The sequence below is a fragment of the Paenibacillus azoreducens genome (genome assembly GCF_021654775.1).
Lineage (GTDB): Bacteria > Bacillota > Bacilli > Paenibacillales > Paenibacillaceae > Paenibacillus_AQ > Paenibacillus_AQ azoreducens.
In genome coordinates this window covers 3,631,917-3,648,432 of the sequence record NZ_AP025343.1, presented here as the reverse complement: position 1 = coordinate 3,648,432, position 16,516 = coordinate 3,631,917, and the positions used below count along the sequence as shown (strand labels likewise).

General features: G+C 48.9%; 13 protein-coding genes. 9 read left to right on the top strand and 4 right to left on the bottom strand.

All coding sequences use genetic code 11. From position 1 onward, the window contains the following. Positions 1-126: 126 nt before the first annotated feature. Positions 127-1,041, bottom strand: a complete 915-nt coding sequence (locus tag L6442_RS16030) for an ArsR/SmtB family transcription factor (protein WP_212980706.1) — start codon at positions 1,039-1,041, stop codon at positions 127-129. Between the two features lie 218 nt (positions 1,042-1,259). Here L6442_RS16030 and L6442_RS16025 point away from each other — a divergent pair, with 218 nt between their 5' ends. From L6442_RS16025 to L6442_RS15985, 9 genes are all read left to right on the top strand, one after another. Beyond that, on the top strand, positions 1,260-3,131 hold the full coding sequence (locus tag L6442_RS16025) for a glycoside hydrolase family 2 protein (RefSeq protein WP_272880344.1): 1,872 nt from the start codon (positions 1,260-1,262) through the stop codon (positions 3,129-3,131). Between the two features lie 58 nt (positions 3,132-3,189). Beyond that, positions 3,190-3,360 carry a hypothetical protein gene (locus tag L6442_RS16020; RefSeq protein ID WP_212980707.1) on the top strand — a complete coding sequence of 57 codons (171 nt, stop codon included), beginning with the start codon at positions 3,190-3,192 and terminating at the stop codon, positions 3,358-3,360. Positions 3,361-3,623: 263 nt separating this feature from the next. Continuing rightward, positions 3,624-4,301, top strand: a complete 678-nt coding sequence (locus L6442_RS16015) for a response regulator transcription factor (protein WP_212980708.1) — start codon at positions 3,624-3,626, stop codon at positions 4,299-4,301. Next, a complete protein-coding gene (locus L6442_RS16010; protein ID WP_212980709.1) occupies positions 4,298-6,118 on the top strand; it encodes a sensor histidine kinase in 1,821 nt (606 codons plus the stop codon). The genes L6442_RS16015 and L6442_RS16010 overlap by 4 nt, the downstream gene beginning before the upstream one ends. Positions 6,119-6,250: 132 nt before the next feature. After that, a complete protein-coding gene (locus tag L6442_RS16005; RefSeq protein WP_306436704.1) occupies positions 6,251-7,114 on the top strand; it encodes a polysaccharide deacetylase family protein in 864 nt (287 codons plus the stop codon). Positions 7,115-7,414: 300 nt separating this feature from the next. Further along, complete coding sequence (locus L6442_RS16000; protein WP_212980710.1) at positions 7,415-8,089, top strand: GDSL-type esterase/lipase family protein; 675 nt, start codon at positions 7,415-7,417, stop codon at positions 8,087-8,089. A 38-nt stretch (positions 8,090-8,127) separates the two neighbouring features. Beyond that, positions 8,128-9,534, top strand: a complete 1,407-nt coding sequence (locus L6442_RS15995; RefSeq protein ID WP_212980711.1) for an MBOAT family O-acyltransferase — start codon at positions 8,128-8,130, stop codon at positions 9,532-9,534. 11 nt (positions 9,535-9,545) lie between these two features. Continuing rightward, entirely contained in the window at positions 9,546-10,685 is a 1,140-nt protein-coding gene (locus tag L6442_RS15990; protein WP_212980712.1) for a DHHW family protein, read from the top strand. A 5-nt stretch (positions 10,686-10,690) separates the two neighbouring features. Beyond that, positions 10,691-11,185, top strand: coding sequence for a DUF4358 domain-containing protein (locus L6442_RS15985; RefSeq protein ID WP_212980713.1), 495 nt, complete (start codon positions 10,691-10,693; stop codon positions 11,183-11,185). A gap of 43 nt (positions 11,186-11,228) precedes the next feature. Here L6442_RS15985 and L6442_RS15980 read toward each other — a convergent pair whose 3' ends face one another. The 3 genes from L6442_RS15980 to L6442_RS15970 form a co-directional block, all read right to left on the bottom strand. Continuing rightward, positions 11,229-11,507 (bottom strand): hypothetical protein, encoded by a 279-nt coding sequence (locus L6442_RS15980; protein ID WP_212980714.1) that lies wholly within the window; start codon positions 11,505-11,507, stop codon positions 11,229-11,231. Positions 11,508-11,824: 317 nt separating this feature from the next. Then, positions 11,825-12,685 carry an amidohydrolase family protein gene (locus tag L6442_RS15975; RefSeq protein WP_212980715.1) on the bottom strand — a complete coding sequence of 287 codons (861 nt, stop codon included), beginning with the start codon at positions 12,683-12,685 and terminating at the stop codon, positions 11,825-11,827. Beyond that, positions 12,682-15,906, bottom strand: a complete 3,225-nt coding sequence (locus L6442_RS15970; RefSeq protein ID WP_212980716.1) for a GNAT family N-acetyltransferase — start codon at positions 15,904-15,906, stop codon at positions 12,682-12,684. The genes L6442_RS15975 and L6442_RS15970 overlap by 4 nt, the downstream gene beginning before the upstream one ends. Positions 15,907-16,516: the final 610 nt, after the last annotated feature.

Below are 16,516 nucleotides of genomic sequence, written 5' to 3'. Positions count from 1 at the left end.
CGAGTTGATACTGGAAACCGCTCCAGACATTTGAAATTTTATGATTTCAGCTCGGAAAGAGCATAAAAAGGCGCAGGCCAAGCGGCATGTTCCGAAAAACATGACCGTTCGGCCTGCGTCTGAAGCTTAATAGCGGATTCGGACTTGAATGTCCTGCTCGTAGTTGCCGAAGTGCTTGCCGAACAGGCTGACACCGCCGGCATTTCGCGCATCCTCCGGCGAGAGGATGCGAAACCGTATTTCTTCTCTGGGCAGGATCGGAATATCCTGTATCGATACGTCGGACATCCGCATGCCGTCCATATACGTGCCGAACGAGTTCAGCAGCAGCGTTTTCAGCAGCCCGTGCTGGGTGCTTCCGAGCTCCCACCACGAAGGGGTCAGTTTCCCGCGCACGCTGCCGTAATCGCCTGGAGACGTCCAGACGCACACGGGGATGTCATTGAGCAGAAACGTGATGTCCGACGGCCAATCCTCGGCGTAGCCGGGCGCTTCCGAACCGATCTCCAAGGAGATGCTCAGCTCGCTGATGCTGTTTTTACCGGATACGTAGTTCGGAATGCTGTATTCCACATAACCGCCGGCGAACCAGATATGCTGGGCTTTGACATGCTCAGGCTCGGCGAAATACCGCGGGTCGTCGCGCATGCCGATCAGCTTCGTTTCGGAGGCCAGTCCACAAGTGGGCTTCACCTGCCAACTGTAATATTGTCCGACGGGGATGTTCACGTCATAGCCGTCCTGATGGGGCTCGGACGGGCGGACTTCGTCGGTTCTGAAGACCAACGAAGCATGCTCCAGACGAAGGGAGCACTGCTTCTGCATGCCGCGCTTGCCCGTGGTCATTTCCGTGCGGATAATGCCGGCTTCCTCCAGCTGCTGTACATGCTTGGTCACAATCGCGGAGGAGAGATTCAGCTTTTGCGCCATTTCTCTGATATTGAGATTTTCCTTGCCGAGCATTTCGATCATCCGAATGCGCGTCTCCGAAGCTAATGCAACGAACAACAGCAAATTTTCCTGGTTTACCTTGATTTCCATAAAAACCCCCGATGTGATCTAATAGGTCGTTTTTATCTATTGTATAACTATTTGATTAACTAAACAAGAAAAGCATTGACTAAATACAACGGTTATTTTAATATCTACGTGAGATCTCAAAGATTAATCATTAACTCGATAGTTAACTAAATGGAACGAATGACACATGGAGGAACAATGAAGAAAAGTTCCGCCGGGCCGTATATTACGCTGCGAAGTTGCGGGTAAACGGCCTGCTTACCTACGACAGTCGGCCTAAAGCGCCGCTGGAGGGAATCAACCGCATTGTGGAAGGCATCCCCGAATCATCCATTAAATTCATGCGAAAAGGAGTTTTAAAAATGGAATCCAATCTCACGATCCCTCGTCCCGAATACCCGCGTCCGCAATGGGTGCGGGACCGCTGGCTGAATTTGAACGGCTCCTGGCAATTCGAAATCGATCACGGCAAAAGCGGAAAGGAACGCGGCTATCACCAGCCGGAGCATGTTCTAGAAGGAACGATTACCGTTCCGTTTTGTCCAGAAAGCAAACTGTCCGGCGTGGAATACAAGGACTTCATGGCTGCGGTTTGGTATAAGCGGGAATTCACTTTGCCAAAGGACTGGACAAACGGCCGGATCCTGCTTCATTTCGGCGCGGTCGATTACGAAACTGAGGTGTGGGTGAACGGGACCTCTGTCGGCACGCATCGCGGCGGGTACTCCTCGTTCAGTTTCGATATTACCCCGCATGTCACGGAAGGTGTCAACGCGGTGGCCGTCTACGCGGAGGACGACGCACGCTCGGGTCGCCAGCCGCGCGGCAAGCAGAGCGGGCGCTTCCATTCGCATGGCTGCGATTATACGCGCACGACGGGCATTTGGCAGACCGTATGGCTGGAGCAGGTGCCCGACGCGTATCTGTGGGACATGAAAGTGGTGGCCGACCCGGCCAATGCTTGCGCGCACCTGGAAGTAAAGGTCAGCGGCAATGCCGCCGGAGCACAGTTGAAGGCCTCCGCCTTCTATGACGGCAATGCCGTCGGCGAGGCTGTGGCCGTAGTGCAGGGGCCTTGCGTCAAAGTGACCGTGCCTTTATCGGAAGTCCATTTATGGGAAGCGGGCAACGGTCGGCTGTATGACCTGAAGCTGACGCTCGAACGGCCGGACCTGGAGGCCGATGAAGTCGATTCGTATTTCGGGCTACGGACCGTGCGGCTGGACGGCATGGCGTTCCGGATCAATGAAAAGTCGGTGTTCCAGCGGCTTGTGCTGGATCAAGGCTTTTATCCGGACGGCATTTATACCGCGCCCACGGACGAGGATCTGCGGAGGGATATTGAAATTTCGATGCACCTCGGATTCAACGGCGCCAGATTGCATGAGAAAATGTTCGAGCCGCGCTTTTTGTATTGGGCCGATCGGCTTGGATATCTCGTCTGGGGCGAGCATGCCAACTGGGGGCTCGACATTACCACCACTGCAAGCTTGTCGCGGTTTTTGCCCGAATGGATGGAAGGCGTGGAGCGGGATTACAATCATCCGGCGATCATCGGCTGGTGCCCGTTCAACGAGACTTGGGACCGGGACGGAGCCAAACAGGACAACGAGGTGCTGCGCATCGTGTACGAGACGACGAAACGGCTGGATCCGACGCGTCCGGTGATCGATACCAGCGGCAACTTCCACGTCGTGACGGATATTTTCGACCTGCATGATTACGATCAGAATCCGGAGACGTTCCGGGCCAGATACGAACCGATGAAAACCGGCGGGGAGGTGTATAACACGTTTCCGGATCGGCAGACGTACGGCGGGCAGCCTTATTTCATCAGCGAATACGGCGGCATTTGGTGGAACCCCGACCAGAAGGACGACAAAGCCTGGGGCTACGGCGACCGGCCGGCATCCATCGATGCGTTCCTGCAGCGATACGAAGGGTTGACGAGCGCCTTGCTCGATCACCCGATGATGTTCGGATTTTGCTATACCCAGCTGTATGACGTGGAGCAGGAAGTAAACGGGCTGTATACCTACGACCGACGACAGAAGTTCGATCCGGAACTGATTCGGCGCATCAATACCCGCAAAGCGGCCATTGAAGATTAAGGGGTGGAAGAAGATTACGTCATAAGCTTGCATTTACGGCTGGCAGGAACGGGCGCACGTGATTCGCTTCCAGCCGCCGTCAATACGACGTTGGATGGCCGGCAACAGTGCGGACGCCCCGCCGCTGAATCCGCTCGGCGGAAAGCTTGCCGCTGGAATCGCTGGAGCTCAATGCCTTACGGCCGCGCCAAGCAGCGCATCGCCGATTTTCCGCTCATCAAGCAAATAACCCATAAAGCAGTCCCCCGTCCCATGCGAACGGGGGACTGCTGTTTTTAAGCATCATTAAATGATAAGTTTGCGGGGTCCCCGCAAAGCACCCGGACATGCTTTTATCGATTTTGGTTTCTTGTTCTTTAAAACAGAAAGAATGACTACCCGAAGGCATTTGTCTAGTTTTTGAAAACATGTTACGATCCAATTTAAACGCATGCCGGTGTTTCGAATAGTTTAAATTCATGCATTACTAGAAAACTGTTGAGAGGTTGTCCTATGTCAAAAACTATATTGATTGTAGAAGATGAGCATATTTTACGGGAAATCATGAAAGATTATTTGCTGAATGAAGGATATGAAGTGCTTGAAGCGGACGACGGAAAAGTTGCTCTGGCGTTATTTCAAGATCATGAAGTAGATCTGATCATTCTGGATATCATGCTCCCTGAACTAGACGGATGGTCTGTATGCAAACGGATCCGAAAAAGTTCGAATGTTCCAATTATAATGTTAACTGCACGTTCAGACGAAGACGACACATTGCTAGGGTTTGAACTAGGCGCTGACGACTATGTAACCAAACCGTACAGTCCTCCGATCTTGCTGGCACGGGCGAAGCGGCTTTTAGAGAGCAGACAGACCCGGGAACAAGAAGACGATATTTTGTCCGGCAGCGGTATTTCCATCCATTTTCCGTCCCGAACCGTTTCGGTCGATGGGGAAAACTGCAGTTTGACGCATACGGAATTTGAAATTTTGGCTTATCTGATGAAAAACAAAGGAATTATTATAACCAGAGAACAGCTGATTACAAAAATCTGGGGGTATGATTTCGTCGGCGACGATCGAACGGTCAACAGCCATATCCGCAATTTGCGTTCCAAGCTGGGGGAGCATGCCAAGCATATTGTCACGATCGTTCGATCAGGTTATAAATTTGAGGAGCAATCATGAAAAAAGGCATTGTTCTTAAGTTGTTTCTATTAACGACGGGATTATGCCTGTTCATTCTTGCCGTTATTTTTGCCTTGCAAACCGTATTTTTCAAACAGTTTTATGTTCATCAGAAAGTGAAGGACGTGAACGCGGCGCTTCAGGCTTATAAACAAGAATACCTGAAAGCTGCTGTGGATACGCAGGCGACGGCAGAGCTGGAGCAAGACTTTTATCAAAAGCATAACACCTGGATCACGACTCTGGACACCCAAGGTAATTTAAAGTATACCGACGATTTCTTCATGGAGATCAAGCTGGAGCATTCCGATGAAGCTATGTTTTCCAATAAAACAATAACCATCCCCCTATACAGTTTTATCAACGTAGAGGACTTCAGCAGCGATAATCAGTTCCTCACCCCTTGGATTCAAGAAGGGGAAGAGATCGCCATGGAAGGCTTGATCATGAACAACCAGCCGATGATCCAGCGGATGGGGAAGAGAGAATCCAATCTAAGGGACGAATCCCATCTGGAAAATCGGCAGATGGTGAAGAAAGAGTACGAGGTCGTCAATCGATATGCGAGCGGGAACCAATATCATGAAAAATATCCCACATTTCTGGTTAAAGGAACCATTACGAAAGTCCGTATACCGAAAGGCGCAGAAGTTTCGCGTTATACGAATCACTTGTTGCTGGAACGTGTTAAAGCTTTCCAAGCGGATCTCTTGTACGGCGATTTGAAGGATAGCAATAACGCCAATCAGGCCATAGATTATGAAGAAAACCATGTGGACTATAAAATTTTCGTGGACCGCATTCAAGATCGCGACGGTAATCCGGCATACTTATTCGCGATGACGTCACTCCAACCTGTCAGTGAAGCTGCAGGAATGATCAAAGATTACTATGTGTACATCATTATTGCCACTCTTCTTCTCGCAGTGCTGGCATCGTTTTATTACTCCCGCCAGATCGCTCGGCCACTGCTGCGCATCAATCGTACCACTCGGCAAATGGCGGACCTCGATTTTTCGGAGAAAATCTCGATCACAACGAAGGATGAAATCGGAGACTTGTCGCGCAATATTAACGAGCTCTCCGAGCGCCTGCACTCCCATATTCTTCGGCTTGAGCAGGACATCGAGAAAGAAAAACAGCTGGAGCATACGCGAAAAGAATTTATATCCGGCGTATCCCATGAGCTGAAGACTCCGCTAAGCGTCATACAGAGCTGCCTGGCCATTATGAAGGACGGGGTGGCAAGCCATAAACGGGATTATTATTTTAAGGCGATGGAGGACGAAATCAAAAGAATGGATCTGCTGATCGCGGATATGCTGGAATTGGCAAAATATGAATCCGGAACGTATACGATGGATATGGATTCTTTTTATATCGACGCCGTTATCGAACGGGTATGCGCAAAATTGGCTGCGGATATCGAGGCAAAGCAATTACACCTTGATGCGTCACTGAAACCGATCGAAGTGGTGGCGAATGAACGACGAATTGAACAAGTCGTCGTCAATTTTCTCAGCAACGCCATTCGCTATACGCCGGAGCAGGGGGCCATTCTCGTCAGCATCTTAGAAGATCAGGACACAGCTAAGATTTGCATCGAAAATAAAGGAACTCACATTCCGGATGAACAACTGGAGAAGATCTGGGACCGGTTTTATCGCGGCGAACCTTCCCGAAAGCGGTCGTCCGGAGGTACCGGACTCGGTCTCGCCATTTGCAAAAAGATTCTGGAGATGCACGGGGTAGCTTACGGCGTTACCAATACCTCCGATGGAGTTTTGTTTTATTTTCAATTGAATAAAAAGGCGTAGAGATACGGAATAAAGCGCAGACCTCGGTTCTGTGCTTTTTCTTTTTTTAAATGGCGTTGATTTCATCTGCACTTCTTCTTCATCTTTCCCTATTAATCTTTCTTATAGAGAAAGAGAGGGGATGGATTGAACATGACAGCAGGAACGAACTTGAATCGGGGCCGAAGCGAAAGGAATTCCAGGGCGAAAAGACGCATATTGCGTTTCATGCTGCTGGCTGCCGTTTGTCTGCTTGGTTTTTGTACTTTGAGATGGGTGCTGTTTGATCGAGCGGCGATTGCGGAGCAGCAAGGAATAATCATCGCCGGCTGGAAGTCCGCGGTAAGACAGTCCGCAGTAACACCGGACAAGTTCACTCCGGTAGAAGAAGATGCCAGACCAACAGGAAAGATCGTGTATTTAACGTTTGACGACGGTCCAACCGAATGGACGGGGAAATTTTTGGACGTTTTGGAGCAGCATGGGGTCAAAGCGACCTTTTTTATGCAAGGAAGCCAGTTGAAACGCGAAAATTTACAAAGGTTCGTAAAACGTGCGGTACAAGAAGGCCATTATGTCGGGGGACATAGCATGAGTCATCAATATAAAAAGCTGTACGAAGAGGGAGAATTCGTGTCCGAAATGAAAGAAAACTTGGCGCTCATCCATGACATCACAGGCGAAAATCCCCATTTGGTACGGCCGCCTTATGGCTCGGCCCCTGGGCTAAATAATAAACAGATCCGCGATCAAATCGCAAAAGAAGGAATCAAAATCTGGGATTGGACGATCGATTCGAATGACTGGAAGTTAAAAGATCATCCGGAACAAATCGTCGAAAACATCAAAAAAGCGACAAAAGTCGATCTGGAAGTAGTATTGATGCATGAAAAACCGCAAACGCTGCAGGTTCTTCCGGAGATCATCGAGTTCTTTCAGAAAAAAGGCTACCGTTTCGGCGTTTACAACGACTCAGGGCATTTTCATCTGAATTTTCAAAAGGATCATCGTTTATAGTCGCAGCGCGGCACAGGATCAAATTTTTGGAGGAGAGAGCTGTCACGAGGCCCATGCGGATCTCGGTTGGACGGCTCTTTTTTTCTATCATTGCTGCACGAATCTATAAATTGATTTGATATGATCTGCACTTGATCTTGATCTCGCGCAATTAAACTTTTTTTCGGAAGGAGGAGAGAGAGAATGAAAAAAAACATACTGATCGTAACGTTCGTGACGGGATTCAGACCCGGATCGCAAGCTCCATTCTGGACGGAATCAAAGAATATTTGAAACTCAACTAAAAAAGGAAGATGAACAATGAACAAAAAAATCTATTCAACTTTACTAGCGGGAAGCATTGCCCTGGCGTTAGGGGCATGTGGAAACCAATCGGCGGCAGAGCAGCCGCAGAAGCCGGCGTCTCAAGCACAGAGCCAGGAGGCGTCAACGGGAGCGATCGAAAATTCGTATAAATCGACCTTCCAAAACAGCGTTTTTCTAGGGGATTCGATCACGGAGGGGTTGTCCTTCCATGATGTCCTGAATGTGGAGAACGTGCTCGCAGGCGCAGGAAAAACGGCGGAGTTCGCGCTTGAGGATATCAATGAGTTAACCAAGCGAAATCCGAAACACGTCTTTATTCAATTAGGCTCGGACGATATTTTATGGCCGACGGATGATCCGAAGGCGTACTCCATAAAAAATTATTCGAAGCTCATCGGCATGATCAAGGAAAAAATTCCGCAAGCCAAAATTACGCTGTTGTCGGTGACGCCGGTAACGGAGGATGCCATCAAACAGGAACCCCGCTATCAAAACATCGGCGATTACAATCAAGCCGTCAAAGAGCTGGCGAACCAGGAAGGTGTCGGTTTTATCGATTTGTCGCCGATCTTTTCAAAAGGCTCCGATTTTTACGATTCGGACGGCATTCATTTTAAACCGGATTTTTATGCCCGGATGCTGGAATTGCTGAAGGAGCAAGTGAAATAACATGCCGACGGATCTGCCTGTTTTGGAGGTGACAAGGGTTGGTCTTTAGCAGTCTTATCTTTTTGTTTCTTTTTCTGCCGGTCACCCTTCTGGTTTATTTTGTATCGCCCAGGAAGCTGCGAAATGCCATCCTCCTTGTCGCAAGCCTGATTTTTTACGCATGGGGCGAGCCGCTGTACATTTTGATCATGATATTTTCGACGGTGTTTGACTATTTCAACGGACTGCTGATCGACAAGTACAGACATCGGAAGCGGATCGCCAGAGCGGTTTTTATCGGTTCGATGGTCGGCAGTTTAGGCATTCTCGGGTTCTTCAAATATGCCGGTTTTGTGGTGAACAATATCAATCAGTTGTTTGGTTTGCATCTTCAGGCGGCCGATTTGCCGCTGCCTGTGGGGATATCCTTTTATACGTTTCAAACGATGTCTTATGTCATTGACGTCTACCTGGGCAAAGTAGCGGTACAGAAGAATTTCATCTCTTTTGGGGCATACGTGACGATGTTCCCGCAGCTTGTTGCCGGTCCTATCGTCAAATACAGTGACATCGCAGGGCAGCTCGTTTCCCGTAAGGTGACCCTGGACCGTTTTGGCGAAGGGTCGGAGCTGTTCATCAGAGGACTTGCCAAAAAAGTGCTTTTGGCCAACAACATCGGACTTTTGTGGACAAGCGTCAAAGCGACTCCGATGGAGGAATTGACCGTACTATCCGCCTGGCTTGGCATTATCGCATTTACGCTGCAAATCTATTTCGATTTCAGCGGGTATTCCGATATGGCCCGCGGACTTGGCAAAATGTTCGGCTTCGATTTTATGGAAAATTTCCGTTACCCTTATATCTCCAAAAGCGTGACGGAATTTTGGCGCAGATGGCATATTTCGCTTGGTACCTGGTTTCGGGAGTACGTTTATATACCGCTAGGCGGTAACAGGGCAGGGCTGATGAAGCAGCTCCGGAATTTATTGATCGTATGGTTTTTAACAGGCTTATGGCATGGCGCCAGCTGGAATTTTATCGTATGGGGTTTGTATTTTGGATGCTTCGTTATGATCGAGAAGCTGTTTCTATTGCGATGGCTAGGGCGCTGTCCGGCATTTCTCCGCCATTTCTACACGCTCCTGATCGTAATCCTTGGCTGGGTTTTGTTCGAAATGGACCATCTGGCTTCTGCTTGGCGTTTCATCGGTGTGATGTTCGGTTTCGGTGGGCATGGTTTTGCGGACCGGCAGGCGCTCTACGATTTGTCTACGAATGTTGTATTACTTGCCTTATTGGCATTCTGCGCGACTCCGCTTCCAGGAAAGATTTTAACCTTCATGCAAGAAAAATGGAGAATTGCCGGCATGATTACCGTTCCGGTTATATATTTTATATTCATGGTTCTATCGACGGCTTATTTGGTCAATGCAACCTATAATCCGTTTTTATACTTTCGATTTTAAGGGGGGCGGCTATGGATAAATATATCAAAATCACCCGGAATTTGCTGGCCCTATTGCTGCTGCTATTTATAGGAGCGATCGCCGTTCTCAATCTTGTGGCGCCGGATCGTACCTTTTCGGAATCGGAGAACCGGATGCTGGAGCAGCTGCCGCATTTCTCGCTGAAAAAATTGGTGTCAGGAACATTCACTTCCGATTTCGAGAAATATGTGTCCGACCAATTTGTTTTTAGAGACGTATGGATCGGGGCGAAAACCGACACGGACCGCATGATGGGGAAAAAGGAGAGTAACGGAATTTACATCGGCAAAGACGGGTATCTGATTCAAAATTTCGTCCCCCCGACAGAAAGGGATGTACAGGAGAAGGTTGATGCCATTCATGCGTTTGACCAAGCAACGCCCGGCTTGAATAAATATGTGATGCTGGTGCCAACGGCAGCGGCTTTGTATATAGATAAGCTCCCGAAATACGCCATAGTCGGCGATGAAGAAATATATCTGGAAAAAGTGCGGCGCTTGCTGCATTCCAATATTCGTTTTGTCGATGTGTTTCCCGCTTTATATGCCGAACGGGAGCAACCCATTTATTATAAAACCGATCATCATTGGACGACCCGAGGCGCTTATGTCGCTTACCTGGAGCTTTGCAAGCAAATGGGGCTGACGCCTCAGAAAAGGCAAGATTTTAATATCCGGCAAGCAACCGGTGAATTTTACGGATCACTATATTCCAAAAGCGGGTTTAGACATTTGCAGCCAGACAGCATTGAACTGTATCTGCCGAAGGATCCGGAGAAATATGCGGTAACGTATATCGATGAAGGGCAAACCACAGATTCGTTGTATGCGATGGAAAAGCTTCAACTGAAGGATAAATATGCGGTGTTTCTTAACGGGAACCATGGGCTTATTCAAATCAGAACGGCTCAGCCGAACGGGAAAAAGCTGCTTGTGGTCAAAGACTCGTACGCCAACAGCTTCATTCCTTTCCTATTAAAGCACTTCAGCGAAATTGATGTGGTAGACCTTCGGTACTATGAGGGAGACTTGGCTTCATTCGTGGACGAACACGATATCCATGACATGCTTTTGCTTTATAATGCGAATACGTTTTTTGAAGACCCATCCATAAAATATCTATCGGAGTGACTTATATGAGAAATCAATGGAAACGGAAAAGAAGCTTTTTACCTATAGTTCTTGCATTTATCGCCGCGATCGGCGTTTTGACTGGATGTTCGGGTAAGGATGACAAGACAGTTGAAAAACTGTCAGCCGCCCAAATTGGAAAAAGAATCGAACAGGCGGTGAGCTTGAAGGAAATGAAAGAGGGAGATCGGAATAAGCTGCAGAAATTGTATAAAATGGATGCGGACAGCGTGGATGATTTTTTTCTTTATACTTCAACTTCGAATGTGAGAGCGGACGAGTTGGCGATCATCAAGCTAAAGGATTCTAGTCAAACCGAGAACGTCAAAGAGAAAATAGAGCAGCGAATCGATGCGCAAAAAATAAAATTCAAAGACTATCGCCCAAACGAATATTTTCTAGTCGAGAATCATGTGTTAAAGACGAAGGGAGCTTATGTCTTCTTCGCAGTTTCTAAAGAGGTTGATCAAATGGAACATTTGTTTGACGAAGCATTTTAACACAAAGCCTTAAGAATATAAGCTGTGTTTGTTTAACTGTTTATTATTTATTCTTTATGACTTCTTGATATAATGTCTCCAAATGCTGCTGAACACTTCGAAGTTCATCTTTTCCGCTCAATGTAATATCGTATTGGGATCCTTTGTTAGTAAGATAACCTTCGTTCGTCAGATGATCCAGCCCTTCTTTAATTTGCTGCGCACTAAAATGATAACCGTGGCTGTTAATTTCGGGTTGGATTTCCTCAGGTGTAATTGCATTTACATTCGCATGATACAACAGGTGAATTCGAGTAAATGAGTTTTCGAAATCTGAATGCATAGTGAAAAATCTCCTTCTCAAAATGGTATCCAATCACAGTTATGATTGTTTTTCTGTTCCCGCATTATGCATTCCCCGTAATTAAATTGTATTCTAACCCACATAAGTAGTGTTGCTGGCCTTACTTTAATTAATGAATACACTGGAAATGTGGTTGTCCTCAAACAGGCGAGGAAAACATCTGGTTTGGCGATATCCAATAAACAACCCGCCCTTAACAAGGGCGGGCAGATTGTACGATTATTGGATTTGTCCGGTTTCCCGCAAGTGTTGTTCGACCGGTTGATCGATCGGCATGTTTCGGTTCAGATCGACCACTACCCGACCAATGGAATGATTTTGGGAAACACCCGCAAGGCAGTACGATAAAAAACATCTTCGTGATAGGATTCGGGAATCAGTTCCTGCACGAATTGCAAATAAGGTCCTACCGGGGCAAGCGGCCAGTCGGTGCCGAACAGCATTTTTTCGTACTGGCCACTGTAAGCCAGCGCTTGGCGCAAATGGGCGAAGACGAGCGGCGAATCTTTCTGCCGTGCGCAATCGGCGGCATCGCCGACGATCAGACCGGACAGATCGGCGAATACGTTGCGATTTTTATATACGACTTCCGCTCCGTCGAGTACCCATGGGTCGCCCAAATGGGCCATCATAAAGTTGACTTCGCGATGATCGACGGCCACTTCGTCTATCGTCAGCGGGTGCGCATATTTTAACAGGCCGCGTTCCGAATATGTGTCGCCCGTATGGAATACGACAGGCACTTTATATTGCTTCGCCAACTCGTATACCGGTTGATAGACGCTGTCATAGGCGTAGAACGGATAATACCCGAGGTAAATTTTGATCCCGACCGCCTCAGGCCGCTGCAAAGCCTGTTCCAGCTCGTCCAGTCCGGCAATGTCCAGTTTGAAGGGATTAACCCCGGGACAGTAAACGACTTGCTCCGGAAAGGATGCTGTTATCATATCGAGCCCCATTGGGGTCGGTGCTTTCCGGTCAGGGAAGCCTTGCGGGACGGATTCCGTAAGTCCCATTCCGATGCCCAGCACTACGCCTTGCATGGCGTATTCGCTAAGAAGACCTTCAACGGAATAATCAACGAATGAACGGGCAGCCGCTGTTTCTTTAAATGAGTCAATATGGGACAAATGTACATGTGCATCGATCACTTTCATTCGTTCTGCGCTCCTTCCATGTCATTAGATTCATTTACAAGAGGAAACGAGATCCGACGTAAAGCTTCCAGTCCCCCGGCCGGAATCAGCGCCTCCGGAAAGACGTAAAAAACCGGCGCCGAACGGAACTTGTTTCCATGTGGCAAGCGAATATTCCGCGAGAATGACAGGCAGCAGATGTCCTTGTTGGTATAGAGCGAAGGGCGGTTGACTGTTTCATCAGTCACAATCTGCATCACTCCGGCGCGGCCGTCAAATCCGAAAGCGTAGTCTTTGGTTTCGCGTACGTTAAGTTCGTCTTTGCCAATAGTGTAAAGCAGCATTTTGCCGTCAGGCGCGAAAGTTCGCAGCCAACCGCCCCCCGCCTCGCGAGACTCGGCGAACGGTCCGGAATCGCCAGACCTGCCAGGCGCTGCTGAATGGCCATTCTCGCCGGAAGACCCTAATTCGCCAAAGCGAAGGAACAGCTCGTTAAATGCCGATTTCTCCAAATAAGCACCTGTGTTTTGATGGATATCGGTCATAAAGGCAAGTACCGGCGATCCAGGGAGCAGTAGGTAGTAACTGTCTACGATCGTTCCCTTGTAGATGTCATGCCGTTGAATGGACTGGCGGATTCGGATGCCTGACCAGATGTTGCCTTTATCGTCGGCAACGTGGACGAAGCTGGCGGAATGTTCTTCCTTGCGAACAGACGCCGGGCTCATGTCATCAAACTGATCGGTTGAACCGCCGATCCACGGATTCCACCAGGACCTGACCCCGTATTCCGGAAATCCAGAGGCAAGCCATTCCTGACCTTGCATCGAAAGCGTCAGGAGAGAGGGGTAATAATCCGGCGCGGCGGAGATCCGTATCATCCCGTTGTCAGATTCATATACCGGGTACTCCGCTTCCGTATTCGTGGTACAGCGAACGGGAACGGACGACACCGGGAATAGGGCGCTATAGTACGTCTCTTGCTGCGGGCCAAGCCGTGCATCCAGCTGAATGACGCTGCAAGAGGACGACGGGTACGGCAAAGCAAAGGAGGCTTCTGCGGTTTCTTCGTCCGCAGATAGCACCCTTTGGGCTGCCGGACGGGTTTCGCCTGCATAAGATACGGACAATTCGCCTTCCCAAACATTCTGTTTGACATCATGCAGCTCAACCGTTACTTCCTTCACATGGGGAAGCACGAACGGGTTTCCTTCATTGGTCGTCAACTCCATATGGCGGAACGACGGGGTGGGCGTTTTCAGCTCTTCCAGTTTCAAGGCAAACGCCCGAAATTCGTTCCAATCATCAAAACCGCCTATGGACATAAATATCGTTTCCGAAGCTTTCGTTTCTCCAGGTTCCAACGAGCCGACGACACTTTCCAGCTCCACAAACCATTCTCCGAAACGCATTCGGTGGCTGGCGGACCAACAGATGCCGTATGCGGTATGGGCGTTGCGGGCAAAGAGCCACGGTTCGCTGAACTTGGAGCCATCCCAATATTCATGATCGTTCCCGTGGGAATCGGTCATTTCGACAATGCCGCCATCGTAAGGTAATACCAGTCGGTACAAGTCCGAACGGATACGTTGGGATATCCAGATCTCGCGGGCGACAGGGGCCTCGGAGCTGTTTTCCAGCTCATGCCACAGCTTCACCGTTCCGTCGGCGTAGAGCAGGGTGCAGAGATGCAGCAAAAGTTGGGGGAAAGCGTCCGACCGGTACGTTTGGCGATATCCGATCGCGCCGCGCTCTTCGCAGATTTCGACCCGCAACGGTTTCTTGCGTGTAAATTCACTCGAATACGGTTTGCCGATGGATGGCGGCAACAGCATAATTTCTTCGTCCTTCCGGCTCACGGTCCGAAACGACATACTGTTATGATCCTTGTCGCAATGGAGTGTATACCCGCCGTTCCAGGCCATCCAGCCGCTATCCGTCTCTCCTGCAACCATCGCGCCGGGACCGCCGAAAGCGCCGCCGACGGTAGAAGTAAACAGCACCTCGGGCCCATTGTCCGGAACGGCCCGAATTTGCGGCCGAGCATGGTAGAAGCCGTAATCCAGCAAGCGGTAAGGAACAGCCAGCGAGACCCGCTCTTTCGGTTGCAGCCTTGTTTCGAAGGTTTGCTGTTTCAGAGCAAGCCAGGCGGTACCAGGCAAGGTGAAGGAAAACGTGGCCGGCTGCGCAAAATGATTTTGCATATCTATATATAACGTATAGTTACCGCCGGTCGCATGCCTGACTACGGGAACGCTCATTTTGACGCTTGCCGGAAACTTCGGCACAATACCGACTTTCAGCATCGCTTCGGAACCATTAATACGAACCCGGGTCTGTACAGCTGGACAAGTGCGCCATTCGCTTTGCGGTTCCTCGATCGCACCCACGAAAAAGCTTGCCGAGATTTGCCGCTCGTCTTCCACTTGCAGTTCGTCCTGCCAATCGAAATTAATGTTGCAGTCCGATTCGCCCTGGAGTTCGATTTTGAGGGGCGCGCCCGATTTGTTGACAATACGGTATTCGATTCTGTAATGGTTACCAAATACCGGTTCAGATTGCTCTGCCGTTGCAGACAGCAAATAATCTTCCGTCTCAATGAGACAGATGCCGCGGCTTCTGCGTTCGATATCGACGCGCAGCGATTTGCCGTCGTTGTTAGCCCAGGCGTAAGTGTACGTCTCGAAGCCGTTTTCCTTATGACCGTCCGGTTTGATTTCGATCGTCCGCATTAGGTCGGCATACCAGTCGAATTCCCGAAAATAGGGGTTAAGCGCTTCGCATGCGGCTACCTGGGGGATAAAATTCATAAAATGCACCGCGTCTTCGCGGTCTTCCCAAAAGAATCCGCATCTCTTGTACAGGGGCACGGCCTTCAGATTAGCTTCCCAAGTATAGAGGTCGACGCGCGGCCAGCCCAGGCGGATCGTTTCTTCAACCGCACGCAGCACGAGCCGTTTGCCAATTTTGTGGCCGTGAAAATCCGGCCGAACGTTCAACAGTTGAATATACAGCGCACCGGTATCTTCGCGATATTCCCCCAGGCTGCAGTATCCGACGACCTCATGATTGCAGGTGGCAAGAAACACCGCGATTGCATCCGAGTTTTCCTCGCTCTGGCGGACTTGTTCGGCTGAACGGACGGAAGACCCTCCACCCCATTCGTCGTTGCTACGGTTCCACATATCGGCTACACTTTCTGCATAATCGGGATGATAAGGCACAATTTCTACAAACGTCATGTATTTCACCTCGGTTGGAGTAATAAATAGAAGATAATGGATATACGTTCAGAGGCGGACAAAGTTGCAATTTTCGAGAAAGCGAATGGGGGGGACAAGGGGGGGCATCTAAATACAAGAATAAATTTGACGTTCATTTATTTATTGGTCAAGAACATGTGCTAACGCCTATGCATACTGTAGCATAACGATATATGTCGATCATAATAAGAGAAGGTGAGGTTCATGAATAGTTATAGAGCATTCGGTCCATTTTTGCCTTTTCCGCCAGGTGGGGTACCTTCCATGCCCGGAATTCCGGTACCAGGGGGTGGTCCTGGAGCGGGGCAGCGAACGTCGAGTCATTACCTATCAAGCATCTTAAACGAAATACGGTAATAGACAAAAAAATGCCATGATTCCTTATGGGATCAGGCTTTTTCGAGGGAACATGATGCTGATATTGTATTCCATAAAAAAAATTGTTAAAATAAAAATACAATTATGAGAGGACTGATGGATGGACAATGATTAACTAATCTATATTTTTATTTGAAATGAATAACTTCAAACTACAAAATATAGGTTTAGTCTATCCATTTTTATAAACAGTTTACATGTCATATTCCGA

Bases quoted from the DNA above. Each gene is read 5' to 3' on its own strand.
- L6442_RS16000 (WP_212980710.1), top strand. From the start codon at position 7,415: ATGAACAAAAAAATCTATTCAACTTTACTAGCGGGAAGCATTGCCCTG.
- L6442_RS15970 (WP_212980716.1), bottom strand. From the start codon at position 15,906: ATGACGTTTGTAGAAATTGTGCCTTATCATCCCGATTATGCAGAAAGT.
- L6442_RS16030 (WP_212980706.1), bottom strand. From the start codon at position 1,041: ATGGAAATCAAGGTAAACCAGGAAAATTTGCTGTTGTTCGTTGCATTA.
- L6442_RS16015 (WP_212980708.1), top strand. From the start codon at position 3,624: ATGTCAAAAACTATATTGATTGTAGAAGATGAGCATATTTTACGGGAA.
- L6442_RS16010 (WP_212980709.1), top strand. From the start codon at position 4,298: ATGAAAAAAGGCATTGTTCTTAAGTTGTTTCTATTAACGACGGGATTA.
- L6442_RS15990 (WP_212980712.1), top strand. From the start codon at position 9,546: ATGGATAAATATATCAAAATCACCCGGAATTTGCTGGCCCTATTGCTG.
- L6442_RS15985 (WP_212980713.1), top strand. From the start codon at position 10,691: ATGAGAAATCAATGGAAACGGAAAAGAAGCTTTTTACCTATAGTTCTT.
- L6442_RS15980 (WP_212980714.1), bottom strand. From the start codon at position 11,507: ATGCATTCAGATTTCGAAAACTCATTTACTCGAATTCACCTGTTGTAT.
- L6442_RS15975 (WP_212980715.1), bottom strand. From the start codon at position 12,685: ATGAAAGTGATCGATGCACATGTACATTTGTCCCATATTGACTCATTT.
- L6442_RS16005 (WP_306436704.1), top strand. From the start codon at position 6,251: ATGACAGCAGGAACGAACTTGAATCGGGGCCGAAGCGAAAGGAATTCC.